The organism is Cryobacterium sp. PH31-O1, from assembly GCF_030063455.1.
Taxonomy (GTDB): domain Bacteria; phylum Actinomycetota; class Actinomycetes; order Actinomycetales; family Microbacteriaceae; genus Cryobacterium.
In genome coordinates this window covers 151,336-175,724 of the sequence record NZ_JASITB010000002.1, presented here as the reverse complement: position 1 = coordinate 175,724, position 24,389 = coordinate 151,336, and the positions used below count along the sequence as shown (strand labels likewise).

The 24,389-nt window shown below is 66.0% G+C and carries 20 protein-coding genes; 14 read left to right on the top strand and 6 right to left on the bottom strand.

Annotated features, from left to right (window positions below; genetic code table 11):
• Window positions 1-7: 7 nt before the first annotated feature.
• From QMK31_RS05580 to QMK31_RS05560, 5 genes are all read left to right on the top strand, one after another.
• A complete protein-coding gene (locus QMK31_RS05580; protein WP_283499969.1) occupies window positions 8-2,560 on the top strand; it encodes an ATP-dependent helicase in 2,553 nt (850 codons plus the stop codon).
• A gap of 10 nt (window positions 2,561-2,570) precedes the next feature.
• Window positions 2,571-3,662, top strand: coding sequence for an FUSC family protein (locus QMK31_RS05575; protein WP_283499968.1), 1,092 nt, complete (start codon window positions 2,571-2,573; stop codon window positions 3,660-3,662).
• Window positions 3,663-3,777: 115 nt separating this feature from the next.
• Window positions 3,778-5,202, top strand: coding sequence for a ferredoxin reductase family protein (locus tag QMK31_RS05570; RefSeq protein WP_283499967.1), 1,425 nt, complete (start codon window positions 3,778-3,780; stop codon window positions 5,200-5,202).
• Window positions 5,199-5,810, top strand: a complete 612-nt coding sequence (locus tag QMK31_RS05565) for an FMN-binding protein (protein ID WP_283499966.1) — start codon at window positions 5,199-5,201, stop codon at window positions 5,808-5,810. Before QMK31_RS05570 ends, QMK31_RS05565 begins: the two co-directional genes overlap by 4 nt.
• 31 nt (window positions 5,811-5,841) lie before the next feature.
• Window positions 5,842-6,696 (top strand): FAD:protein FMN transferase, encoded by an 855-nt coding sequence (locus tag QMK31_RS05560; protein ID WP_283499965.1) that lies wholly within the window; start codon window positions 5,842-5,844, stop codon window positions 6,694-6,696.
• Here the strand turns inward: QMK31_RS05560 and QMK31_RS05555 are convergent.
• The 4 genes from QMK31_RS05555 to QMK31_RS05540 all read right to left on the bottom strand — a co-directional run bounded on the left by QMK31_RS05555 (window position 6,608) and on the right by QMK31_RS05540 (window position 9,940).
• Complete coding sequence (locus tag QMK31_RS05555) at window positions 6,608-7,900, bottom strand: MFS transporter (RefSeq protein WP_283499964.1); 1,293 nt, start codon at window positions 7,898-7,900, stop codon at window positions 6,608-6,610. The genes QMK31_RS05560 and QMK31_RS05555 overlap by 89 nt on opposite strands.
• A 280-nt stretch (window positions 7,901-8,180) precedes the next feature.
• A complete protein-coding gene (locus QMK31_RS05550) occupies window positions 8,181-8,615 on the bottom strand; it encodes a hypothetical protein (RefSeq protein ID WP_283499963.1) in 435 nt (144 codons plus the stop codon).
• A 143-nt stretch (window positions 8,616-8,758) separates the two neighbouring features.
• Complete coding sequence (locus tag QMK31_RS05545; RefSeq protein WP_283499962.1) at window positions 8,759-9,169, bottom strand: DUF3054 domain-containing protein; 411 nt, start codon at window positions 9,167-9,169, stop codon at window positions 8,759-8,761.
• A gap of 60 nt (window positions 9,170-9,229) precedes the next feature.
• Complete coding sequence (locus tag QMK31_RS05540; RefSeq protein WP_283499961.1) at window positions 9,230-9,940, bottom strand: VIT1/CCC1 transporter family protein; 711 nt, start codon at window positions 9,938-9,940, stop codon at window positions 9,230-9,232.
• Between the two features lie 232 nt (window positions 9,941-10,172).
• Between QMK31_RS05540 and sucC the strand changes: the two genes are divergently transcribed.
• From sucC to QMK31_RS05510, 6 genes are all read left to right on the top strand, one after another.
• A complete protein-coding gene (gene sucC / locus QMK31_RS05535; protein WP_283499960.1) occupies window positions 10,173-11,342 on the top strand; it encodes an ADP-forming succinate--CoA ligase subunit beta in 1,170 nt (389 codons plus the stop codon).
• Window positions 11,343-11,354: 12 nt separating this feature from the next.
• Window positions 11,355-12,242 carry a succinate--CoA ligase subunit alpha gene (gene sucD, locus QMK31_RS05530; RefSeq protein WP_283499959.1) on the top strand — a complete coding sequence of 296 codons (888 nt, stop codon included), beginning with the start codon at window positions 11,355-11,357 and terminating at the stop codon, window positions 12,240-12,242.
• Between the two features lie 250 nt (window positions 12,243-12,492).
• The gene (locus QMK31_RS05525) at window positions 12,493-13,740 is read left to right on the top strand and encodes a cell division protein PerM (RefSeq protein ID WP_283499958.1); all 1,248 of its coding nucleotides are present in this window, start codon (window positions 12,493-12,495) and stop codon (window positions 13,738-13,740) included.
• 9 nt (window positions 13,741-13,749) lie between these two features.
• Window positions 13,750-14,343, top strand: a complete 594-nt coding sequence (gene purN / locus QMK31_RS05520) for a phosphoribosylglycinamide formyltransferase (RefSeq protein ID WP_283499957.1) — start codon at window positions 13,750-13,752, stop codon at window positions 14,341-14,343.
• Window positions 14,340-16,007, top strand: coding sequence for a bifunctional phosphoribosylaminoimidazolecarboxamide formyltransferase/IMP cyclohydrolase (gene purH, locus QMK31_RS05515; protein WP_283499956.1), 1,668 nt, complete (start codon window positions 14,340-14,342; stop codon window positions 16,005-16,007). Before purN ends, purH begins: the two co-directional genes overlap by 4 nt.
• A 136-nt stretch (window positions 16,008-16,143) precedes the next feature.
• Window positions 16,144-17,223, top strand: coding sequence for a Glu/Leu/Phe/Val dehydrogenase dimerization domain-containing protein (locus QMK31_RS05510; RefSeq protein WP_283499955.1), 1,080 nt, complete (start codon window positions 16,144-16,146; stop codon window positions 17,221-17,223).
• A 58-nt stretch (window positions 17,224-17,281) separates the two neighbouring features.
• Here QMK31_RS05510 and QMK31_RS05505 read toward each other — a convergent pair whose 3' ends face one another.
• Window positions 17,282-18,007, bottom strand: coding sequence for a DedA family protein (locus QMK31_RS05505; protein WP_283499954.1), 726 nt, complete (start codon window positions 18,005-18,007; stop codon window positions 17,282-17,284).
• 550 nt (window positions 18,008-18,557) lie between these two features.
• Between QMK31_RS05505 and QMK31_RS05500 the strand changes: the two genes are divergently transcribed.
• Together QMK31_RS05500 and QMK31_RS05495 are read left to right on the top strand one after the other, a co-directional pair.
• Window positions 18,558-20,417, top strand: coding sequence for an ABC transporter ATP-binding protein (locus QMK31_RS05500; RefSeq protein WP_283499953.1), 1,860 nt, complete (start codon window positions 18,558-18,560; stop codon window positions 20,415-20,417).
• Window positions 20,414-22,219: an ABC transporter ATP-binding protein gene (locus QMK31_RS05495; protein ID WP_283499952.1), complete on the top strand. Its 1,806-nt coding sequence runs from the start codon at window positions 20,414-20,416 to the stop codon at window positions 22,217-22,219. Before QMK31_RS05500 ends, QMK31_RS05495 begins: the two co-directional genes overlap by 4 nt.
• A 3-nt stretch (window positions 22,220-22,222) precedes the next feature.
• On the opposite strand, the gene QMK31_RS05490 is transcribed toward QMK31_RS05495, so the two are convergent.
• Window positions 22,223-22,588, bottom strand: a complete 366-nt coding sequence (locus tag QMK31_RS05490; protein ID WP_283499951.1) for a cupin domain-containing protein — start codon at window positions 22,586-22,588, stop codon at window positions 22,223-22,225.
• Between the two features lie 182 nt (window positions 22,589-22,770).
• On the opposite strand from QMK31_RS05490, the gene QMK31_RS05485 reads away from it, so the two are divergent.
• A complete protein-coding gene (locus QMK31_RS05485) occupies window positions 22,771-24,369 on the top strand; it encodes a DUF4389 domain-containing protein (RefSeq protein WP_283499950.1) in 1,599 nt (532 codons plus the stop codon).
• Window positions 24,370-24,389: the final 20 nt, after the last annotated feature.

Below are 24,389 nucleotides of genomic sequence, written 5' to 3'. Positions count from 1 at the left end.
AACCGACATGATCACACCTCTGAACGCGGAATCCGCGCCCGCTACCACCGGCCGCTCGGCCACGCCGATCATTCTCGATACAAATGGAAACGCGGCATCCGGCTACGCGGGCACCGGCAACACCCAGCACAGCCCCCTGCTCGACGGGCTCAACCCCGAGCAGAAAGAGGCCGTCGAATACCGCGGCCAGGCGCTGCTCATCATCGCCGGCGCCGGCTCGGGCAAGACCAGCGTGCTCACCCGGCGGGTCGCGAGCCTGCTCGAAACCCGCGATGCCTGGCCCAGCCAGATTCTCGCGATCACCTTCACCAATAAGGCCGCTGCCGAAATGCGCGAGCGGGTGCACGCCATCCTCGGCCAGGGGGCCGACGGAATGTGGATCAGCACCTTCCACTCTTCCTGCGTGCGCATTCTGCGCCGCGAAGCCGAAAAGATCGGCCTGGCCCGCACGTTCAGCATCTACGACTCGGCCGACACGAAGGTCACCCTCAAACGCATCATCAAGGGGCTCGACGCTGACACCTACGGGTTCACGCCTGGCTCGGCGGGCGCGAAGATCTCCAAGCTCAAGAATGAGCTCGCCGATGCCGACTCCTACGCACGCAACGCGAACATGAGCGACCCGCAGGAGGTCATGTTCGTCGAGATTTTTCGGCAGTACTCGGCCCGGCTGCGCGCCGCGAGCGCCCTCGACTTCGACGATCTCATCGGCGAGACCGTCTACCTTTTTCGTGCGTTCCCCAAGGTCGCCGCCCTGTACCGGCGTCGGTTTCGGCACCTCCTGGTCGACGAATATCAAGACACCAACCACGCCCAGTACGCCCTCGTGCACGAGCTCACCCGGCCGGTTACGGCCGAGCTCGCCCAAGAGATGGAAGAAGACGGCGTGCACGTGCGCAACCTGCGCGACGCCACCGGCGCCATCCCCGGGGCGTCACTCACCGTGGTCGGCGATTCCGACCAATCGATCTACGCCTTCCGCGGCGCCGACACCCGCAATATCAGCGGTTTCGAGCGGGACTATCCGGGCGCGAAGGTGATTCTGCTCGAGCAGAACTACCGGTCCACCCAGAACATTCTCTCGGCCGCGAACGCCGTGATCGGCCATAACTTCGACCGCACCGACAAGAAGCTGTGGAGTGCGGGCGGTGACGGCGAAAAAATCGTGGGCTTCACCGCCTACTCCGGGCACGACGAAGCCCAGTTCGTCTCCGATGAGATTCAGGTGCTGCACGCCGCAGGCATGGCTTACCGCGACATGGCGGTCTTCTATCGCACCAACGCGCAGACCCGAGCGCTCGAAGAGATTCTGGTGCGCTCGGCCACGCCCTATCGGGTGGTTGGCGGCACCAAGTTCTACGAACGGGCCGAGATAAAGGATGCCCTGGCCTATCTCATCGCCGTCGCCAACCCGGTCGATGAGCTCGCCCTGCGGCGCATTCTGAACACCCCCAAGCGCGGGATCGGCCCAGCCACCGAGACCGGCCTCTCCAGTTTTGCCGACGATAACGAGCTCACCTTTCGGCAGGCAATGCGCAATTCGGCCGCACTCGGCCTCGGTCCCAAAGTCACCGGCGCCATTTTGAAGCTCGCCGAATTGCTGGACGCTGCGGCGCTCATGCTCGTGCCCACCTCGGTCACCGATGACGGCGTGGAAGTCGGAGCATCGAATGTCTCTGAGGTGCTCGAGTTTCTGCTCAACGGCAGCGGGCTGCTCGCCGTGTTGCGCAATAGCCGTGACCCGCAAGACGAGGTACGGGCCGAGAATATTGAAGAACTCGTGGCCCAGACCAAGGACTTCAACAAGGAGAATCCCGACGGTGGTCTCGTGGACTTTCTCACCCAGGTGTCACTCGTGGCGGCGGCCGACGACCTCGACGATGCCTCTGGCACGGTCTCACTGATGACCCTGCACACCGCTAAGGGGCTCGAGTATGAGGCGGTGTTCCTGACCGGTGTTGAGGAGGGGTTGCTGCCGCACCAGATGTCAGCGAACGAGCCCGGCGGACCGGCCGAAGAACGCCGCCTGTTCTATGTGGGCATCACCCGCGCGCGCAAACGGCTTTACCTGTCGCTCGCCATGACCCGAGCGCAGTTTGGTGACATCAATGTAGCGATGCCCAGTCGCTATCTGCAGGAAATTCCGGCAGAGCTGATCGACTGGAAGCAGTCGCCGGGTATGGCCAACTCCCGCGGCGGTACCCAGCCGCGCGCGCTCAATGCCCGCCGGGATAGCGGGTTCGGAGGCTTCGGCAACTCGCTCGGCGGGTCAAGCAGCGACGGTTATGGCGGACGCAGCGGTTACGCCAACAGCGCGAAGCAGGCCGGCCTGCCGCCGGGCAAGCCAAAGACCGAGTGGGCGAACAAGATCACCGGAACGGTTCGCGACAACGGCAGCCTCAAGCTGGTCGCGGGCGACCGCATCCGTCATCACGATTTTGGCGAGGGCCGGGTCAACCAGATCACCGGCGAAGGCACCAAGCGTATTGCGCACGTGCAGTTCGACACCATGGGTGCTAAAAAACTGTTGATCAAGATTGCCCCGATCGAAAAAATTTAGCGAGCAGCCCGTGAATCACTCTGCCGAGCCGACTGGACCCGAATCACACCAGCCTGAATCCCTGAAGCAGTGGGTGCGCTCGCTGCGTTCATTTCAGTTCGAGGTCGCCTCTCGCGCCGCGGTTGCCACCGCCCTGCCCCTGACCGTTCTCGTGCTTACCGGCAAGCTCGACTGGGCCGCCTACGCGGCGTTTGGTGCAATGACGGCGCTGTTTGGCCGTAACGAGCCGTACCGGGTGCGCCTGCGCACGGTCACCGTTGCCGGTACCCTCATGGTCGCGATCATCGCGTTCGCCCTCGTCTTAGCCATTATCGAAGCGCCCCTGCTCGTGCTCACGGCCGGGCTGGTCGTGGTGATCGTGACCGGAATTCTCGTGGCAGCCACGGCAGGCCTCTTTCCGGCCACGCCGATCTTCTTCGTGTTTGGCTACGCCGTCGTCGCGCAGCTTCCCACGCCGGCGGATGAGTTCTGGCCTCGCCTGTTCGTGGCTGTCGCCTCCGCAGCGTTCGCCTGGTTGCTCACTATGTCGGGAGCTGTGCTGCGCCGCGTTGCCGGGCAGCGCGAACCAGACCTCTATAAGAATCTGTCCCGCAATCCCGATTTTCTTCCTGGAGCCATCACGGATGCGACAGTGTGGGTGTCTGTAGCGCAGAACGTCGTGGGTGCGCTCATCGCTGGTTCCGTGGCATTCGCTGTGGGCATTGGGCATCCGTATTGGGCGGTGGTCAGCGTAGTGGCTGTTCTCCCGCCACCCGGCGCGGCACACTCCGTGTCACGGTCCTTGCACCGCATGATCGGCACAACACTCGGTGTCGGCATCGCCGCGCTGGTGCTGCTGCCGGGGCCACCGGTGGCGGTGCTCATTCTTGTGATCGCCGCCGGTCAGTTCGGTGCCGAGATATTGATCGGGAAGCACTACGGGGCGGCACTGCTGTTCGTTACCCCGCTCGCCCTAACCGTGGTGCACCTCACGAGTCCGGTTGCGGTGCCGCAACTGTTACTCGATCGGGTGCTCGAAACGGTGTTGGGCAGTGTAATTGCGCTCATCATTGTGCTGTTGGCGCGCGCACACCTTCGACGGCGACGGCCGCTGCGGGCATAGCTGAATGTGCACACGCCGATGCGTCAACGATGGGTACGTCGACGCACTGACGACACACAGACTGTTCACAGGTTATCGATAGCTGTTCGATGGGCCTTCGGTCGATGCTCTACTCATGAGCCTCGACACGCGCACCACCCGGTCCGGTCCGGTGCCAACGCCCCGCACTCGCGCAGCGTTGCCCCACCCGGCCTACGGCAAGCGGATGCGCCTCGCCGACAGCCTGCAGATTCTCTGTGTCGCGTCGGTCGCCATCGTGATCGCCATCTTTCTCGCCGACGGGGGAGCCGCCCGATTCGGCACCCCGGCCGACGCCTTCACCTCGCTCGGAATCGTCGCCGGGCTGGTCGGAACTGACCTGCTGCTGGTGATGCTCGTGCTGGCCGCACGGCTGCCCCCGATCGACCGCGCCTTCGGGCACGACCAGGCTATGGCCGTGCACCAGTCGCTCGGCAAGCCGGCCCTGTACCTCATCCTTGGCCACGCGGTGCTGTTAATCACCGGCTATGCGCTCGCCGAAAACGTCAACGTGTTCGTCGAGGTCTGGAACATGTTCACGTCCCTGCCCGATATGCCGCTCGCCTTTCTCGGCCTCGCGCTCATGATCGGTGTCGTCGTGACGTCGCTCCTGGTGGTGCGTCGCAAGTTTCGCTACGAGGCGTGGCACGCTGTGCACCTGCTCGCCTACCTCTCGGTGCTCGTGGCCATTCCACACCAGTTGAGTGTGGGGGGTCTGCTCAGCGAGGGCGCGATCGCCCGCTACTACTGGCTCGCCCTGTACGCGGCCGTCGCTGCGGCGATTGTTGTTTTTCGTTTCGTGCTTCCGGTCGTTCGTTCCCTGCGGCACCAACTGCGGGTGGACAGCATCGAGCAGGTGGCGCCCGGCGTCGTCTCGATCAGCCTCGTGGGGCGTCGACTCGACCTGCTGGGGGCTTCGAGTGGCCAGTTCTTCATCTGGCGGTTTTGGTCGGCTGGGTTGTGGTGGCAGGCGCATCCGTTCTCGCTGTCAGCCGCGCCGAACGGACGCTCGCTGCGCATCACGGTACGCGGCCTCGGGGACGCCTCCGCCGAGCTGCCGCGGGTGCCGCGCGGCACCCGAGTGAGCTTCGAAGGCCCTTATGGACTCTTCACCGAAAGCGCCCGCACCTCGCCCCGCGTCGTTCTGATCGCGGCCGGTATCGGCGTCGCACCCATCCGCTCGCTGCTCGAAACGGTATCGTTCGCGCCGGGCACCGCCACCGTGCTGCTCCGCTCACACTCCCTCGGCGATACTTACCTGGTCGATGAACTCACCGACCTCTGCTGGGTGCGCGGCGCCGAGCTGCGCATCATCGCCGGCGAACGTCCCACCGGTGTGAATACCTGGTTGCCAGCGGATGCCTCCCGGGCCGGCATCACGCTGAGCAAGATCGTGCCCGACCTCCTGTACTCCGACATCTACATCTGCGGCCCACGCCCCTGGACCGACGCCGTCGTGCGCGACGCTCGCGCCGGCGGGGTCCCGAAGAAGCAGATCCACTACGAAAGGTTCGACTGGTGAGAGCACGCGCCGTAGCCTTGGCCACCCTGGCCTCGGTTTCAATCGTCGGCATCGGCTGGCAGCTCGGAACGCAGGCGATCGACGCCTCGCAGAACCTGACTGCAGCTACCGGAGGCTCCGCCGCTTCGACCGCCGCAACCGAAGCCGCAGCCCAGGCCGCAGCCACCGCGAAAGCGGCTGCCGAATCTGCGGCAGCGGCCCAGACCCAAGCCGACACCGCCAACACCGCCGCCTCTGCGAAGGTGGCAGCAGATGCGGCAGCGGCGGCCACCGCCGCTGCTGATGCGGCTTCGGCCGCCAACGCCGCGGCAGTCGCGACCGCGTCATCGCCTTCGGGGACCTTCACGGGATCGGTGGTTCAAACGCAGTTCGGCAACATGCAGGTTTCGGTGACGATCGCCAACGGCGCGATCACCGAGGTTACCCCGCTGCAGCTGACCAACCGTGGCGGCCGATCGGTCGCCATCAGCAATCAGGCTGCTCCGATCCTGCGCTCTGAGGTACTCGCCGCACAGAGCGCTAGCGTGCAGAACGTGAGCGGCGCCACCTACACGACCGACGGCTACCTGCGATCGCTGCAGTCCGCCCTCGATACGGCTGGGTTCTAGGGTGCAGACGGTGCGCAGCGACTGTGAACGGATGCCCGCGCTCACCTTCGCAACGATGGGCACGATGGTGAGCCTGCGACTCGGCGATGCCGAGCACGGCGCTACAGCCCTGACCGCTGCTGCGCAGCAGGTCGAGACGGTGTTTCGGCGGTGGGACGAGCAGTTCAGTTTGTACCGGGAGGACTCGGAGCTGAGCCGGGTCGCGCGCGGGGACATCCGTTTGACGGCGGCCAGTGAGAGTCTGCGCGACTGCTACGCCCTCGCGCTGGACTGGCGGGATCGCACCCAGGGTGTGTTCACGCCGCATCGCGGTGATGGGGTGATCGACCTCTCTGGCGTGGTCAAGGCCCTTGCCATCGCCGAGGCCGGCATCGCCCTGACCGACCGAGGCCTGCGCAACTGGTCGATCAACGCTGGCGGTGACGTTCTGGTTTGCGGCGACGCTCTGGGCCACGACTGGGTCGTCGCGATCGTCGATCCGGCCGATCGGGGCGAGTCGATTGCGAGCGTGCCGTTGCGGCATCCGCTTCGCGCGGTCGCGACGTCGGGCAGTGCGGAACGCGGCCAACACATTTGGACACCGCGAAACTTTGAGCCGTCGCCGTTTCGCCAGGTGAGTGTCTTCGCGGCCGACATCGTCACGGCCGACGTGCTCGCGACAGCGATCGTGGCGGGCGGTGAGGCTGCGCTGGGCGACCTCGCCGAGCGCTTCCCCATCGATGTGCTCGCGGTATTGCGTGACGGCCAGTTGCTCGCGACCCCGGGGCTGCGCAAGCCGCTTTCGAGAACGACGACCGCTATTGATCGTTTTTCGTCGGCGTCGAGCTCAGCTCGAGCGGATGCTCCAGCTCGTCCCGCGGCATGCGAAAGGCGAGCGTCGCGGTGATGGCCAGCACGGGCGGCACGAGCCCGGCCACGAGGAACGCGGGCGCCAGCCCGATGGCCTCGCCGACCGGACCGGCCAAAGCCATTGAGACCGGCATCAGGGCGAGTGACACGAAGAAATCCAGGCTCGACACGCGGCCGAGCAGCTCGGACGGCACCCGCCGCTGCAACAGGGTTCCCCAGATGACCCCACCGGCCTGAAAGGCGAAGCCGGTCGCAAACAGGGCGAGCATCATCACCCAGAGCTCGGTGGTAATGCCGATGATGGCCAGCGGCACGCAGCCCAGGCCCCAGAGCAGGTTCATGGTAGTGAGGTAACGCCGCGGCAGGCGCCGACTGGCCACGAGCAGCGATCCGGCGGCACCGCCGATGCCGAAGGCGGCGAGCACGAGCGCGAACCCCCCGGCGCCGCCACCAGCCTGGTCCTTGACCGCGAACGGCAGCAACACCTCGATCGGCCCCATCAGCACCAGGATCAGCAGGCAGAAATAGGAGAGGGTGCCCAGCAGCCACGGCGTCTTGACCATGTAGACAAATCCGTCCCTCGCCTCAGCGAGAACCGCCATCAGCGGATGCACCGGCTCCGGTTGCGGCGCCGCCGCGGGTCTGCGCAGGGGGGTCGGCCGCATGCGCCAGAGCATGAGCACTCCCACGAATTGGGCGGCGGCGATATAAGTGAAGGCCCACCCCGGCGAGGCTGCGCCGACGATCGCGCTCGCCGCGGCCGGGCCGGCCGCCTGCATCACCATCGGCCGCAGCACACCCTCAACACCGTTCGCCGCGAGCAGCTGGTCGGCGGGCAGGATTGCGGGCAGCAGGGCCGAATAGGCCGGGTAGAAGAAGCCCTCTGTGGCACCGAGCAGAAACGACACCACGGCGAGGTGCCAGATCTCCACGGTGCCGGCGAGGGCGAGCGACGCCGCCACGGCGATGCTCACGACCTTGGTGATCTCGATCGCGATCATGATGCGGCGGCCGGGAACCCGGTCGGCGACAACCCCGCCGACGAGCACCGCTGCGACGGCGCCGACGGCTGAGCCGGTCGCGACCACGGACAGGTCGATGGGGCTGCCGCCGAGTTCGATCACCTGCCAGACCACGGCCACGATCCACATGCCGGACCCGAACAGCGACAGGGCCATCGCCCCGACGAGTAGGCGGTACTGCCGGTCGCCAAACGGCTGGAGGGCTCGGGGCAGTCTCATTGCCGCGCTCGTCGTGTGCCGCGAACGGCAGAAGTCTCGGGGCTGCTCATCGAGGTCTTTCGCGTTGGCGGTGCGAGCATCGGAGTGTGAACATCGAGGTGCGACGCTCGATGCAGGTGGTCGGTGGGGCGGGCGCCCCGGTTCTAATCGGTGTCGGCACCCGCTGTCACCTTGCCGCCACGCCGTCGAGTGCCCGGATGGTTTCGAGCTCCAGTGCGGGAACATTCACAATGATAAATGCGCGAGAAACCGACGTCTCGGACTCTCGGCGGTGAGACTACTACCGCTCATCGGCAGCGTCTACCGCAGGTGCCTGCCGCAGGTGCCGACCGCAGGTGCCTGCAGCAGATGCCGGGCGCACGTGCCCGGCGCAGGGCCAGCGCGCGTCGTCGTCTGTGGCTCGGACCGGCGATAGGGGCCTCTGCGCGATGCCCCGGTGGGGCCGCGAGCGCTTCATGCGGCACGTCCTGCGGCGCTTGCGGCCGAACCCGGTCCGAGGCGGGTGGCGGGGTGGGAGAGTTCCCGCACGGTGATCGCCCGCGTCTGCAGCTGGTTCACGGTCGACATCGGTGAGGGCTTCGGCCCAGGCCTCGTCGGGCGGGGATAGGACGTTGTCGACGATGACCTTAACGTGCCGGTAACTGATCGACCCGTTGGCGAGCTTGGCGAGCTTGGCGCGGGTGGCGGGCCGGGAATGCTGCAACAGTTTGCTCACGCAGAGCAGGTTGCGGGCGGTAGTGTCATGCCTAAATTATCTCATGCATCGAACAGAAAATCGAGACTAGCTCAGATTTTATCCTGTGATCTAACTCTGAGTATCGAATGTAGATACGATAAAAGTGCGGCGGAATGAGTCGACTAGACGGCGGCAGGCATCCGCTTGCGCGCGGTGCGGCGCAGGAGCGCGTCGATGGCGCGCCAGCCGAGCAGGAACACTCCGAGCACGATGGTCGTGACGATAGCGAAACTCAGTTGAACTCCCTGGCCGCTGGCCACGCGCAGCAGAAGGCCGCCGGCCACGGTCACGATCCAGATTGCGAGGCCGGTCCAGACGGTGTCGCGTGGGTGACGCCAGGCACGCACCAGCAGCCAGCCGATGATCAACCCACCGAGGAAGGGCCAGTAGGTAACGCCGACACCGGCCAGGCTCTCGCCGTGGCTCAATCGACCGATGATGGCGAACGCGAGCACGAGAACCGCGTCGAACACGCCCGCCGTAATGATTGATGATCGAGAAATGGGGCCAGCTCCAATGTGCAGTGATGCCATATTTTCAGCCTAGCCACGCGGTGGGGGCGTAACCCGGTGTTAGCTGTGAGCCCGGCTCGACTAGACGCTGCCGCCGATGAGGGCCCCGATTACATAGGTAACGGCGAGGGCGAGGATGCCGCCGATGACGATGCGCGCGATGGCCCGCGGCTTGGGGCTGCTGCCGAGATGGGCGCTGAGCCAGCCGGTGACGACGAGCGCGATCAATACCGCGACGAACGTGGCACCGATCCGGTACTCCGCTGGCGGCAGCAGCACGGCAAGCAGGGGGAGCGCAGCGCCGACGGTGAAAGCGATAGCGGATGCGTAGGCCGCGTGCCACGGGTTCGACACATCCTGCTCGGTGATGTGCAGTTCAACTTCGAGGTGGGCGGCCAGGGCATCATGCTGGGTCAGCTCGATCGCCACCTGCTGGGCCGTCGTGCTGGAGAGCCCCTTGGCCTCGTAGAATCCGGCCAGTTCGGCGAGTTCCTCCTCGGGCTCGTTCTCGAGTTCCCAGGTTTCCTTGGCGATCAGGGCACGTTCGGAGTCGCGCTGGCTGCTCACCGAGACGTATTCGCCGAGGGCCATCGAGATGGCGCCAGCGAGCAGGCTCGCCACACCGGCGATGAGAATGACGTGAGAGTCCGTCGTGGCGGCGGCAACACCCACGACGAGCGCGGCAACGGAGACGATGCCGTCATTCGCGCCCAGAACACCGGCGCGTAGCCAGTTCAGCCGGGAGGCAAGGCCGGCGGCATGCGGTTCCACCGCTTGGGCAAGAGCAGTCATAGCCCTACGATAAACAATCGGCGCCGCTGTCGTCCAGCAAGGTGTGGCTAGCCTTCGGCGTAGCTGACTGACGGTCGCGGGGTGCGCCGAGACGTTCGATTCAGGCGATAGAGTTTCTATGGGCCGGTATGTCTTGATGTCGAGCTAATTTACGACAACGACTGCTGTTACCAACAACCTCATATATCTTCACCGGCGGTGTGATCGCCAAGACGCGGATTGGAAGAGCAGCGTGGATCTTTACGAGTACCAAGCGAGAGACCTCTTTGAGGAATATGGTGTGCCGGTTCTGCCGGGCATCATCGCGGACACCCCCGCCGAAGTACGTGCAGCGGCCGAGAAGCTCGGTGGCGTTGTCGTGGTCAAGGCGCAGGTCAAGGTCGGCGGCCGTGGCAAGGCCGGCGGCGTCAAGGTAGCCAAGACCCCCGATGACGCCGAGGCCGCTGGCCGCGACATCCTGGGCCTGGACATCAAGGGTCACACCGTTCACCGCGTCATGGTGGCAGGCGGAGCCCGCATCAAGGCGGAGTTCTACTTCTCCGTGCTGCTGGACCGGTCCAACCGGTCTTACCTGTCGCTCGCCAGCTACGAGGGTGGCGTGGAGATCGAAGTTCTCGCCGTCGAGAAGCCCGAAGCCCTCGCCTACACGGCAGTCGATCCCTCCGTCGGCATCGACCTCGCCGTGGCGAAGCAGATCGCCATCGACGCCAAGTTCCCGGCCGAGCTCGTCGACAAGGTCGCCCCGGTATTCGTCAAGCTGTACAACGTATTCAAGGGTGAAGACGCGACCCTGGTCGAGGTCAACCCGCTCGTGCTCACCGAAGAGGGCGACATCATCGCCCTCGACGGCAAGGTCACGATCGACGAGAACGCCGACTTCCGTCACCCCAAGCACGCCCTCCTTGAGGACGCAGCCGCCGCTGACCCGCTCGAAGCCAAGGCCAAGGCTGCCGGCCTCAACTACGTCAAGCTCGACGGTGAAGTCGGCATCATCGGCAACGGCGCCGGGCTCGTCATGAGCACCCTCGACGTCGTCGCCTACGCCGGCGAGAACTTCGGCAGCGTCAAACCGGCCAACTTCCTCGACATCGGGGGCGGAGCATCCGCTGAGGTCATGGCCGCTGGCCTCGACGTCATTCTGGGTGACCCTCAGGTCAAGAGCGTCTTCGTCAACGTCTTCGGTGGCATCACCGCGTGTGACGCCGTCGCCAAGGGCATCGTGGGCGCACTCGCTGAGCTCGGTTCGAGTGCCAACAAGCCGCTCGTCGTTCGCCTCGACGGCAACAACGTCGAGGAGGGTCGTCGCATCCTCGCCGAGGCGAACCACCCGCTCGTAACACTGGCCGCCACCATGGACGAGGGCGCCGCCAAGGCCGCCGAGCTCGCCCACGCAGCGAAGTAAGGACAACCAAGCATGTCAATCTTCCTCAACAAAGACTCCAAGGTCATCGTTCAGGGCATCACCGGCGGTGAGGGCACCAAGCACACCGCCCTCATGCTCAAGGCTGGTACCCAGGTCGTCGGCGGCGTCAACGCCCGCAAGGCCGGCACCACTGTCGTGCACGGCAGCGTCGAGCTGCCCGTGTTCGGAACGGTCGCCGAGGCGGTCGCGAAGACCGGCGCCGACGTGTCGATCATCTTCGTGCCGCCGGTGTTCACCAAGGACGCCGTCATCGAAGCGATCGACGCCGAGATTCCGCTGCTCGTCATCATCACCGAGGGTGTTCCCGTGCAGGACTCGGCTGAGTTCTGGGCCTACGCCAAGGCCAAGGGCAACAAGACCCGCATTATCGGCCCGAACTGCCCCGGCATCATCACGCCCGGTGAAGCGCTCGTCGGCATCACCCCGGCGAACATCACCGTCAAGGGGCCGGTCGGGCTCGTCTCCAAGAGCGGCACCCTGACCTATCAGATGATGTACGAACTGCGGGACCTCGGCTTCTCCACCGCGATCGGTATCGGTGGTGACCCCATCATCGGCACCACGCACATCGATGCGCTCGAGGCGTTCGAGAACGACCCGGAGACCAAGGCCATCGTCATGATCGGCGAAATCGGCGGCGACGCTGAAGAGAAGGCCGCCGAGTACATTAAGGCGCACGTCACGAAGCCGGTCATCGGCTACGTGGCCGGCTTCACCGCCCCCGAAGGTAAGACCATGGGCCACGCTGGCGCCATCGTCTCCGATGGAGCCGGAACCGCCCAGGGCAAGAAGGAGGCCCTCGAGGCCGCCGGAGTCAAGGTCGGCAAGACGCCGAGTGAGGCTGCCACCCTGTTGCGCGAGGCGCTCGCAGCGCTGTAATTCGTTTCATTGAAGGGGCTCGCCGGATTGTCGGCGGGCCCCTTTTGCGCGGGTCGGCGCTGGTGAGCGTTCATATCTGCGGAGATTGTCAGCGGGTGCCCGGGACGGGCCGCGTGAAGATGCGCAGGTTCGCGCGCGGCCGCGCCGCACGCCCGAGATCTCCGCAGTTATGAACGGGGGGCCGGTGTAGGAGTCCGGCATTGGCGTGTGTGGCGAGCATTGTCGGCCCGGCGATATAGGCTCGCAACGGATGAACCGCATAACGACCGCCCTGCTCGCCGCTCTCGAGGCATTACTTGTCGTCGCCATTGGTATCGGCATTGCCATGGTGCCGCTCACCGTACTCTGGGCCGCCCACTTCGGTCTGTCGGTGGAATGGTTTGTGTTCTGGCGCGCTGCGGCCGACATCTGGCTGCTCGGAAACGGCGTCGATCTCACGGTGCACCTCGGCCCGGACGTGGCCGCGGCGCTGGGCCTGGCCGGCGCAGACACCCCGTTTCTGATCTCGGTGGTACCGCTCGGGTTTGCGATGCTCTCGGTTCTCATGGGCGTGCATACCGGTCGGCGTGCCGCAGAAACCCCGCACCGCTGGACCGGCGCCGGCGTTGCCGTGGGCACCTACGCCATTCTCACCACGCTGGTGACCCTGTCCGCCGTGTCGCAAACGGTCGTGCCCAATGCGCTGCAGGGGCTTGTGCTGCCAACGCTCATCTATGCCGCCGGAGTTCTGGTGGGGGCGGAACTGGGGCGGCGCAAGACTGCGGGGGCCGTTGACGCTGTGGACCGGGTGAGTCGCAGCATCCGCTCGTGGTACCAGCGCATGCCGCACACCATTCGCACCGTCATCGAGGGCGCTCTGCGCGGCGGAACAGCGGCTGCCGCCGGGGTGCTGATCGTGTCGGCCGTGGCCGTGGCCGTGCTCATCGCGGTCAACTACGCAACCATCATCGGGCTGTATGAGGCGGTGCAGGCCGGTGTTTTCGGCGGCGCCACCATCACCCTCGCCCAGCTCGCCCTCATTCCCAACCTGGTCATCTGGGCCGCCGCCTGGTTCGTCGGGCCGGGCATCGCGCTCGGCGTTGGCACGAGCGTCTCGCCGATCGGCACCGTCGTCGGTACCCTGCCCGGCCTGCCCCTATTCGGCGCGCTGCCGCAGGGCACCCCGGCCTACGGTTTTGTCGGCCTGCTCGTGCCGGTGCTGATTGGCTTTATTCTCGCGGTCGTGACCCGGCAGTTTTTGGACCGCCCGGGAGTACCCAAGCGCACCACGCTCGAGCATGTGCTCACCGGCCTGGGCATGGGGGTTGTCGGCGGCGCGCTGCTCGGCCTGCTCGCCTGGTGGTCGGCCGGCGCGATGGGGCCGGGCCGTCTCGTGGAGGTCGGGCCGAATCCGCTGCTGGTGGGGGCGCTGGCCGCCGCCGAAATCGGTGTCGCTGCTGCCCTCGGCATGCTGGCCGGCCGGGTGCGACTCCCGTCGGTGCGCCGCGTCAAACGGTAGGCTCAGACCGTGCTGTCTATTGTCGTGCTGATCTCCGGCGGAGGATCCAATCTGCGAGCCCTGCTGGAGGCGTCAGAAGACGCCGAGTTTCCGGCCAGAGTCGTCGCGATCGGGGCGGACCGCGATGCCGATGGACTTGAGCTCGGGTTCGAATTCGGCATCCCGGCTTTTTCCGTCCCATTCTCTTCCTTCGCCGACCGCGCTGCCTGGGGCGACGAGCTGCTCGCGCAGATTCAGCAGTGGCAGCCCGACCTGGTCGTGCTCAGCGGAATGATGCGCTTGCTCCCGCCGCGCGTGGTCGCCGCACTGTCGCCGAATCTGATCAACACCCATCCGGCCTACCTGCCCGAGTTCCCCGGGGCGCACGCCGTGCGCGACGCCCTCGCCGCCGGTGCTGTGCAGACCGGTGCGAGCATCATCGTGGTCGACAACGGTGTCGACGAGGGCCCCATCCTGGTGCAGGAGCGCGTCGCCGTTCTGCCGGGTGACACCGAAACTTCCCTTCAGAATCGCATCAAGATCGTCGAACGCCGCCTGCTGATCCAGACCGTGCTCGACATCGCCAACGGACACATGAACCTCAAGGAGAACTCCAACGCATGACCGCTCACACCAGCGCGCCCAGCTTGTACCGTAACCGAGACCAGATCCGTATCGAGCGCGCACTCATCTCTGTGAGCGACAAGGCCGGCCTGCTCGAACTCGCCGCAGCGCTGAAGGCGGATGGCGTCGAAATCGTCTCCACGGGATCCACGGCGGCCACCATCCGCGCCGCCGGGTTCGACGTGACGGATGTCTCGACCGTCACCGGCTTTCCGGAGTCCCTCGACGGCCGGGTCAAGACCCTGCACCCCGGCGTGCACGCCGGAATCCTCGCCGACCTCCGCCTGGAATCCCACGAAGCGCAGCTGACCGAGCTCGGTATCAGGGCATTCCAGCTCGTCGTGGTCAACCTGTACCCGTTCGTTGAAACCGTCGAGAGCGGTGCCGAACCGGCCGACGTGATCGAGCAGATCGATATCGGCGGACCGGCGCTGGTGCGGGCATCCGCTAAGAACCATGCCAACGTGGCCATCGCCGTCGACCCGGCCAACTATGGCGAGATCATCGAAGCCATCACCGCCGGCGGTTCGACCCTCAAGCTGCGTCAGAAATTCGCTTCGCTCGCCTTTGAGCACACCGCCGACTACGACCTGAGCGTGTCGGCCTGGTTCACCGAGAACGTCTACGACCAGTGGCAGGACGACACCGAGGCGCTCGACGAAGACGTCACCTTCGAAGCCGACGACGAGGAGGACGACGACGAGTCACCGTTCCCCGAGGGACTCGGCATCGAGGTCACCCGTGAGGCGATCCTGCGCTACGGCGAAAACTCGCACCAGGCTGCCGCGCTCTACGTGGGCGAAGGCGGCCGCGGCATCGCCCAGGCCCGGCAGCTGCACGGCAAGGACATGTCGTACAACAACTACGTCGATGCGGATGCCGCGGTGCGCGCCGCCTTCGACTTCAATGAGCCGGCCGTCGCCATCGTCAAGCACGCCAACCCCTGCGGTATCGCCCTTGCCAAGCCCAACGCACCGGATGCCATCGCATCCGCGCACCTGCGCGCTCACGCCTGCGACCCGATCTCCGCGTTCGGCGGAGTGATCGCCGCGAACCGCGTCGTCACGTTCAACATGGCCCAAACCATCAGTGAGATCTTCACCGAGGTGCTCGTAGCCCCCGGCTTCGAACCGGCCGCCGTTGAACTGCTGACCAAGAAGAAGAACATTCGACTGCTGGAGCTGCCCGCCGACTACGAGCGTTCCTCGCTTGAACTGCACCAGATCTCTGGTGGCCTGCTCGTGCAGGAGACCGACAGCTTCGAAGGCTTCAGCTCGGACGGCTGGACCCTCGTGGCCGGCCCCGAAGTGGATGCCGCTACCCGCGCCGACCTCGAATTCGCGTGGAAGTCGTGCCGTTCCGTGAAGTCGAACGCTATTCTGCTCGCGCACGCCGGAGCATCCGTTGGTGTGGGCATGGGCCAGGTCAACCGGGTCGACTCCTGCCACCTCGCCGTGAGCCGCGCCGGCGAACGGGCCGAGGGCTCGGTCGCCGCGTCGGACGCGTTCTTCCCTTTCGCTGACGGCCTCGAGGTGCTGCTCGAAGGCGGAATCGCAGCCGTCGTGCAGCCCGGCGGTTCGGTACGCGACCCCGAGGTCATCGCCGCGGCGACTGCGGCCGGTGTTTCGATGTACTTCACGGGAGAGCGCCACTTCTTCCACTAGCACGAACGCGACAAGCACCCTCGATATTCGATCGGGGGTGCTTTTTGCGTAGCTACTCCGGTTATCCTGTTCGAGGCGGTGCCACACACCGGCGCCGCCGCATCCGGCCCACAAGGCCCGAAACAACGGAGTTTCCATGACCCTCACGCACCCAGCCGCAGCCCTCGATTCTCTCGCGCAGATCGCGCTGTCGCACGAGAAAGTGCTGATCACGACCGGTGTACGCTCGGGACTGATAATTGCGGTGGCCGTCCATTCCACCCGTCTCGGCCAGGCCCTCGGCGGCGCCCGCCTCTGGCAATACGCGAGCTGGACCGACGCGGTCGCCGACGCGCTGCGCCTCTCGGCCGCCATGACCCTCAAGAACGCGGCCGCCGGCCTGAGCCGCGGCGGCGGCAAATCGGTGATCTACCTGCCGCTGGGCACCGTGCTGACCGATGCTGAGAAGCGCCTGGCGATGCTCGACCTCGGCGACGCCATCGAGAGCCTGAACGGCGCCTACATGACGGCCGAAGACGTCGGCACGAGCGCCGAACTCATGGCCATCGTCGCCGAACGAACGCGTCACGTCTGCGGGCTGCCCGCCGCGACCGGCGGCGTCGGCGAGCCAGCGGAAGCGACCGCGGCCGGCGTGTATGCGAGCATCGAATCGACCTTGGAGGCACTGTTCGGAAGCCGCGAGGTGCGCGGGCGTCATCTGGTGATCTCCGGCCTCGGCCAGGTCGGCGGACGCCTCGCCACCGCACTCGCCGCCGCCGGCGCCACCCTCACCGTCACCGACATCAACCCGGACAAACGCGCGCTGGCCGACGCGCTCGGCGCCGGCTGGGTGTCGGTCGAAGGCGCGCACCGGGTGCACGCCGACCTGTTCGTGCCGTGTGGCCTCGGCGGGGTGCTGACCTCAGCCGTAATAGCGGAGCTCAACGTGCTCGGCGTGTGCGGCGCTGCCAACAACCAGCTCGCCAACCCCACCGGGGCGGCCCTCCTCGACGCGCGGGGCATTCTCTGGGCGCCGGACTTTGTCGTCAACGCCGGCGGTGTCGTCTACCTCGACCTGGCGAGCGAGCCGAACGCCGACCTCGACCTGATCACCGAACGCGTCGCGGCGATCGGCTGCGTTCTCACCCAGATCTTCACGGATGCCCGCGCGAACGAGATCACGACACTCGCGGCCGCCGAGCGACTCGCCGCGACCCGCCTGAACGCCGCCCGGTAGCCCGATCAGGTCAGGCGCGGCCGCGGGGCGGCTGGGCCCGCTGGCGGGTGAAAGCGGGCTAGTCGCGCAGGTCGGCCGGAATCGTCGGCTTAACGCGGGCGGCCGCCCGGCGCTCCTTGAGCGTCGTGCCGGCGGCCTTGCCCAGCTCGGTGAGAATCGGAATTCCGGAGAGCAGAATAATGCCGATGATGAAGAATTCGGAGTATTTGGCGACGAACGCGAACTGGCCGAGGAAGAACCCGACCAGGGTGAGGCCGACGCCCCAGGCGAAAGCACCGATCGCGTTGTAGGTCACGAAGCTGCGATAGCGCATCTTGCCGACGCCGGCGGCGACCGGCACGAAGGCGCGAAAAATAGGCAGGAACCGGGCCAGAATGATGGACTTGCCGCCGTGCTTGGCAAAGAAGGCGTTGGTGCGTTCGACGTTCTTCGGGTTGAAGAACCGGTTCTTCTCCCGGGAGAACACAGCCGGGCCCGCTTTACGGCCGATGACGTAGGCGAGCTGATCGCCGGCGAAGGCGGCGATGAACACGACCAGGCAGGTCACCCAGATCGGCAGGGGAACGACGCCGGTCGCGGTGAGCAGCCCCACCGTGAACAACAGCGAATCCCCGGGCATGAACGACAGCACGATGAACCCGGTCTCGATGAACACGACCGCGGCGACGCCCAATAGTACGAACGATCCAAACGAGTGGATCAGCCAGTCAGAGTCTAGAAAATCGATTCCGAACAGGGTGGGCAGCATGACGAATCCTTCCAACAGGGCGAGCGCGCGGGGCATGGCGATGCCGACAGAGGCGCAGAACCCAGACTACGGGACTGAATGCTGGGAAGGGCCGGGGCATGGCGTGGCTTTGCACGGGGGTGCAGTCGCGGGCAGTGCGCACCCCAGCGCAGAAAATACTTGTGTTCTGCCCCCGTTTCGCCATAGTCTGGAAGGCTGCCTGATCCGGGGGGCAATTGATAGATATTTTTGAGGCGCCCAGGAGGCAGACATGACAAAGACAGCACCGATCACGCTCGCACCGGGTGCGAGCGACGGAGCACACTTTGGCGCCTTTGCCCCGGTGTCAGCCAGCCAAGCTCGCGTCGCCTAACCTCGTGGTTCCCCTCACGCAGGCTCGCGGACATCGATCCGTCGGCGCGACCGTGGGGTGGGACTAACTCGCCACCTGTCGGAACATTATCCCGGCACGCACTCACGGGCTGATCGTCCCCGGTATTCGGGTCATCAGTTGCACATTTCGTCGCCCGTTCCCTCGGCGACCACAGACATCCGCTGCACCACTGCGAAGCGCAGACGCCGCCGCGCCACAATCAGGACTGGAACCATGACCACGACTGCCCCACCGAAACCTCACCCTCCCAGCGACAGCGCGACGGCACGCCGCAATACCTTCCGCAGCCTGCAACGGCTCTACCCCTATGCCCAACCGGCCCTGCCGCGCCTATACCTGGGCATGGTTGCCGCGCTGCTCGCCGGGCTGGTAGCCCTCGCGATTCCGCAAGTACTGGCCTGGCTGGTCGACGGACCGCTCAGCAAAGCGGGCGGCGACAGCGCCTCGCAAATCTGGCCGGCCGTGTGGGTCGTGCTGGCCCTCGGCGTGGTCGAAGCGATCATGATCGCGCTGCGCCGCTGGTTCGTGCTCACCCCAGGCACCCACATTGAAGCGCGCATGCGCAACCACCTCTACGCCCGTTTGCAGGATTTGCCGGTCAGTTTTCACGACCGCTGGCCGAGCGGCCAACTGCTCTCCCGCGCCGTCAGCGACCTCAACCTCATTCGACGCTGGGTCTCGTTCGGTCTCGTGCTGCTCGTCGTCAACTTTCTCACCATCGTCGTGGGCGTGGTCATTCTGCTCTGGATGCACTGGCTGCTCGGCGTGATCTTCGTGGTTTGCTCGATTCCGATCTGGATATACGGCTATGTCTTCGAGGAGAAGTACTCGGTGATCGCCCGGCGCAGCCAGGACCAGGCCGGCGACCTCGCGACCGCCGTCGAAGAGTCGGTGCACGGTATTCGCGTGCTCAAAGCCTTCGGCCGCGGCTCGTTCGCGCTCAAGAACTTTGCCTCGCAGGCGGAAAGCCTGCGCGGCACCGAGATTGAGAAGGCGCGTGCCATCGCCGGTATCTGGCTGTGGTTGCTGCTCGTTCCCGACGTTGCCTTCGCACTCTGCCTCGTGGTTGGCGTCTGGCTCACCAGCCAGGGCGACTTGAGCGGTGGCGAGTTGCTGGCATTCTTCGCAACGGCGACCGTGTTGCGGTTTCCGGTGGAGTCGATCGGATTCCTGCTGTCAATGACTTTCGACGCGCGCACCGCCACCGATCGATTCTTTGACATTCTCGACACCCCGAACGAGATCACCGATCCCGCCCACCCGGCCACGCTGGCCGCGCCGCTCGGCCGGCTCGCATTCGACAATGTGCACTTTCGCTACCCGGACTCGCCAGTGCACTTTCCCGACCTGCTCGACGGCATCGACCTCGTGCTCGAACCAGGCGAGACCATGGCGCTGGTGGGCCTCACCGGCTCGGGTAAATCCACTCTGACAGCGCTCACCACCCGCCTCTATGACGTGACCGCTGGTGCGGTGACCCTCGACGGCGTTGACGTGCGCGCGCTCAGTCGCGAGGAACTGCGCCGCCACCTCGCGATGGCGTTCGAGGATGCAACGCTGTTCTCGGCATCCGTTCGCGACAACGTTCTGCTCGGCCGCGCCGATTTAACTGAAGCAAGCCCAGAAGCGGATGCCGCGCTCGCGCAGGCCCTGCAGATCGCGCAGGCCGGCTTCGTGCACGACCTTCCCCTGGGCGTGGATACCCTCGTCGGCGAGGAGGGGATGAGTCTCTCCGGCGGCCAACGGCAGCGTCTCGCGCTTGCCCGCGCGGTCGCGGCGCGGCCATCCGTTCTCATTTTGGACGACCCGCTTTCGGCGCTCGATGTGAACACCGAATCGCTCGTGGAGAACGCGCTGCGCGAGGTGCTCATCGATACCACCGCCCTCATCGTGGCGCACCGCCCGTCAACGGTCATGCTTGCCGACCGGGTGGCGCTGCTTCAGAACGGCCGCATCACCGCCGTCGGCACCCATTCCGAGTTGCTGCGCACCAGCCCGCACTACACCTTCGTCATCTCCAGCCTGGAAGATGAAGAACGCCGAGAGTCGAACCGAGCGGAGGAAGCACTGTGAGTGTCACCGGTGTCGAGGGCGAAGAACGTCACGACTTCACCAAGGCCGAAAGCAAGCAGATTCGGGCCCGATCGCTGCGGCTGCTCGGCTCGCTTCTGCTGCCGGTGCGCGGCAAGGTTGTGCTGGCCATGCTCGTAGTGGTCGTTTCGACCGCCGCGCAGGTGGCCGGCCCGGCGCTGATCGCCTTCGGCATCGACCGCGGCCTGCCCGCGCTGCTTCAACAAGACTGGATGCCGCTGGCCGCGACCGGCGCCGTCTACCTCGTTGCCGGGGTGTCGGGTGCGCTCCTGATTGCCTGGTACACGGTGCTGAGCGCCCGGGTGAGCCAGGCTGTGCTGATCGACCTGCGCAAACGGGTGTTCCTACACACGCAGAAGCTGAGCCTCGAATTTCACGAGTCGTACACCTCTGGTCGCATCATCTCCCGCCAGACCAGCGACCTCGACGCTATTAGGGAACTGCTCGACTCGGGTATCAACCAGCTGGTGCAGGGCATCCTCTATATGTCGTTCACCGCGGTTGCCCTCGTACTTCTCGATGGCACCAGTGGTCTCGTTTTGCTCGGTGCCCTGCTGCCGCTTGCGATTTTGACCCGGTGGTTTCAGGTGCGCTCGCAGAGCCTGTTCCGGCAGTCGCGGGTAGCGTCGGCGAGCCTCATCGTGCGCTTCGTGGAAACGATGACCGGCATTCGCGCCGTCAAGGCGTTTCGCACCGAGAAGAACAACGAGACGGTGTTCGGTGCGCTCGTCGAAAGTTACCGACGGGTCAACGCCCGCGTGATCCAGCTGTTCGGGGTGTTCGACCCCGGACTCGTGCTGATCGGAAACGTCACGGTCGCTGCCGTGCTGCTGGTGGGTGGTTTTCGGGTGGCCGACGGTCAGCTCGCCATCGGCGCGCTGCTCGCGACGCTGCTCTACACCCGCCGGTTCTTTGACCCGATGGAGGAGATGGCGATGTTCTACAACTCCTACCAGTCGGCCGCGGCGGCGCTCGAGAAGATCTCGGGCGTGCTCGAAGAACAGCCGGGGGTGCCTGATCCGGTTACCCCGGTCGACCTCTGGGAGGCCCGCGGGCGGGTGCGCTTCGACAACGTGCAGTTCGCCTACCAGGCCGATCGGGAGATTCTGCCGCACTTCGACCTCGACATTCCGGCCGGGCAGACCATCGCACTGGTCGGGTCGACCGGGGCCGGAAAATCCACCCTCGCCAAGCTCATGAGCCGGTTCTACGATCCGACGGATGGCCGGGTGAGGCTCGACGAGGTGGACCTTCGCGATCTGCACCCCAAGGACCTGCGCCGGGCGATCGTCATGGTCACCCAGGAGGCGTACCTGTTCAGTGGCTCGGTCGCCGAGAACATCGCCATCGGCAAACCGGATGCCTCGGCGCACGAAATCCGCGCCGCAGCGGCCGCCGTCGGTGCCCACGAGTTCATCGAGAGCCTGCCGAACGGGTACGACACCGACGTGAACAAGCGGGGCGGGCGGGTATCGGCCGGACAGCGCCAGCTGATCTCATTTGCGCGGGCGTTTCTCGCCAACCCGGCGGTACTCATCCTCGATGAGGCCACGTCATCGCTTGATATTCCGAGCGAACGGCTCGTGCAGGAGGCGCTGCAGACCCTGCTGGCCGACCGCACGGCCGTGATCATCGCCCACCGCCTATCGACCGTCGCGATCGCCGACCGGGTGCTCGTGATGGAACACGGCCGCATCGTCGAGGACGGCACCCCGAACGACCTCATCTCGGCAACGGGGCGGTTCGCCACCATGCACGCCGCCTGGCGCGACTCCCTGGTGTAGTTGTTAGTCGGGGAGGGGACCGAGGGGGGCGGTCCCACCCGGGGGGAGCGGGACGGGCGCCGGTTCCTTGAGCTCCACGAAGATGGTGTGCGTGGCCGTCTGGCCGATGTTGAACCCGGAATGCTCCTGTGCGGGGAGCCAGCGGGCCACTCCCTCCGGCAGCTCGACGTCGACGAATCGGCCGCCGGCGGCTGGGCCGCCGGAGAGTCGCCGCTGAAACGCGGTGAGAGTGAACATGACGCTGTCGGGGTGGCGATGCGGCACGGTTTCGTCGCCGGGCCGGTCGAGGTATTCGAGCACTCTCACCCGCGCGTTCTCGAAGATCACCCGGTAGAACTGCGGGTTGGTCACGACCGGATCGCTCTGCATGCCAGCACGGTAGCACCGCGCCGCTTGCCTGCACAGGAGGTGGTGGCTGGTCAGGCGTGCGGCCGAGGCATCCTCACGACGAAACGGGTCTTTCGTCACTAGTGCGATCGCCAGAGGTGCGGGAGGCTAATAGCGCAACTTTGGACCATCGGCATGCACCGCACGAGAAAGGCTGCCAGACGATGAGCAGTATCACGCCCTCCCCGCAGACGCCACCAACGGCAATCCCGCCGACCTCCCCGCCGCGTGCGCGGTCGGGGGCCAGGCCTGGACCGATCATCATGCTCATTCTGGGCACCGTGCTGGGTCTGGTCGGTGCCGGCATGCTCTCGGGCGGAACGGCGCTCGCCGTCGCCACCGCCGCTCAGGGGAATGACGGCTATTTCACGTCGCAGGACGAGACCTTCACGGTTGATTCCTCGGCGATCACGTCGCCGAACCTGGACGTCGGCAAGGACTTCGGGGTACCGACCGGGGTCGGGTTCGACATCGCCACGCTGCGCCTACAGGCCAGCAGTGTGGCGACCGACCAGGACATCTTCATCGGCATCGCACCGCGCGCCGACGTCGATACCTACCTCGCCGACGTGAACCACAGCGAGCTGCGCGAGGTGCAGACGTCTCCGTTCCGGGTCGACTACCTCGACGTTCCCGGCACCCAAACAGCGGCCGTTCCCACCGACCAGACCTTCTGGACCGAATCGGCCGCCGGCGCCGGCACCCAGGAAATGATCTGGAAGCCCGCCGCGGGCGACTGGTCCGTCGTCGTGATGAACGCTGACGGCAGCCCCGGAGTCGCGGTGAACCTCTCCGCTGGCGTGCACACGGATCTGCTCGGGCCGATCGCTGTGGGGCTCCTGGTCGGGGGCGGCATCCTCTTTCTGATCGGTGTGCTCCTCGTGGTGGCCGGCGCCATCGGTCTCGGTCGCCAGCTCACACCGAACCCGCGTGAGCCCGGTGACACGGGCGCGTCACCGGTGCCGCCCGCTTATGGCCGAGTGGATGCGACGGGCCCGATCACCCCGCCGCGGGGCGCCGCGTCGCTAAGCGCGCCACCGGCATCCGTTTCGATTGCGGGCGACTCGGTGAAGCCGGTGTATCCGGCAGTGCTGACCGGTCATCTCGATCCCGTGCTCGCGCGCGGCCTGTGGCTGATCAAGTGGCTGCTGGCCATTCCGCACTTCGTGCTGCTCGCCTGCCTGTGGTTCGCTTTTCTGGTCACGACGGTCGTGGCGGCGTTCGCGATTCTGTTCACCGGTCGGTACCCGCGCTCGATCTTCCACTTCAACGTGGGCGTGCTGCGCTGGAGCTGGCGCGTGTCGTTCTACGCCTATTCCGCCCTCGGCACCGACCGGTACCCGCCATTCACGCTCGCGCGCACCGACTATCCGGCCGACTTCGACGTCGAGTATCCCGAACACCTGTCCCGCGGGCTCGTGCTCGTGAAGAGTTGGCTGCTCGCCATCCCGCACCTCGTACTGCTCACGGTGCTCGTCGGTGGCGCGTCGACCTGGGCCTACCCGTGGCGCGGTGACGGGGGAATCGGTGGGACCGCCGACGGGGTATCGCTGCTGAGCGTGCTCGTTGTGATCGCCGGAGTGATTCTGCTCTTCACCGGCCGGTACCAGCGGCCGCTGTTCAACGTCATCATGGGCGTCAACCGCTGGGTCTTTCGCGTTATCACCTACACGGCGCTGCTGCGCGACGACTACCCGCCGTTCCGGCTGGACCAGGGCCCAACCGAGCCGGCTCCTGAGCGGGTTGGACTGAACCAGGGCTGACCCGCGCCGGGGCAGGGTCA

What these genes read in the sequence shown, in the direction of transcription:
- QMK31_RS05510 (WP_283499955.1), top strand. Translation starts at nt 16,144, where the DNA reads ATGACCCTCACGCACCCAGCCGCAGCCCTCGATTCTCTCGCGCAGATC.
- QMK31_RS05505 (WP_283499954.1), bottom strand. Translation starts at nt 18,007, where the DNA reads ATGCCCCGCGCGCTCGCCCTGTTGGAAGGATTCGTCATGCTGCCCACC.
- sucD (WP_283499959.1), top strand. Translation starts at nt 11,355, where the DNA reads ATGTCAATCTTCCTCAACAAAGACTCCAAGGTCATCGTTCAGGGCATC.
- QMK31_RS05545 (WP_283499962.1), bottom strand. Translation starts at nt 9,169, where the DNA reads ATGGCATCACTGCACATTGGAGCTGGCCCCATTTCTCGATCATCAATC.
- QMK31_RS05570 (WP_283499967.1), top strand. Translation starts at nt 3,778, where the DNA reads ATGAGCCTCGACACGCGCACCACCCGGTCCGGTCCGGTGCCAACGCCC.
- QMK31_RS05485 (WP_283499950.1), top strand. Translation starts at nt 22,771, where the DNA reads ATGAGCAGTATCACGCCCTCCCCGCAGACGCCACCAACGGCAATCCCG.
- purH (WP_283499956.1), top strand. Translation starts at nt 14,340, where the DNA reads ATGACCGCTCACACCAGCGCGCCCAGCTTGTACCGTAACCGAGACCAG.
- QMK31_RS05525 (WP_283499958.1), top strand. Translation starts at nt 12,493, where the DNA reads ATGAACCGCATAACGACCGCCCTGCTCGCCGCTCTCGAGGCATTACTT.
- QMK31_RS05560 (WP_283499965.1), top strand. Translation starts at nt 5,842, where the DNA reads ATGCCCGCGCTCACCTTCGCAACGATGGGCACGATGGTGAGCCTGCGA.
- QMK31_RS05500 (WP_283499953.1), top strand. Translation starts at nt 18,558, where the DNA reads ATGACCACGACTGCCCCACCGAAACCTCACCCTCCCAGCGACAGCGCG.
- QMK31_RS05540 (WP_283499961.1), bottom strand. Translation starts at nt 9,940, where the DNA reads ATGACTGCTCTTGCCCAAGCGGTGGAACCGCATGCCGCCGGCCTTGCC.
- QMK31_RS05580 (WP_283499969.1), top strand. Translation starts at nt 8, where the DNA reads ATGATCACACCTCTGAACGCGGAATCCGCGCCCGCTACCACCGGCCGC.
- QMK31_RS05555 (WP_283499964.1), bottom strand. Translation starts at nt 7,900, where the DNA reads ATGAGACTGCCCCGAGCCCTCCAGCCGTTTGGCGACCGGCAGTACCGC.
- QMK31_RS05490 (WP_283499951.1), bottom strand. Translation starts at nt 22,588, where the DNA reads ATGCAGAGCGATCCGGTCGTGACCAACCCGCAGTTCTACCGGGTGATC.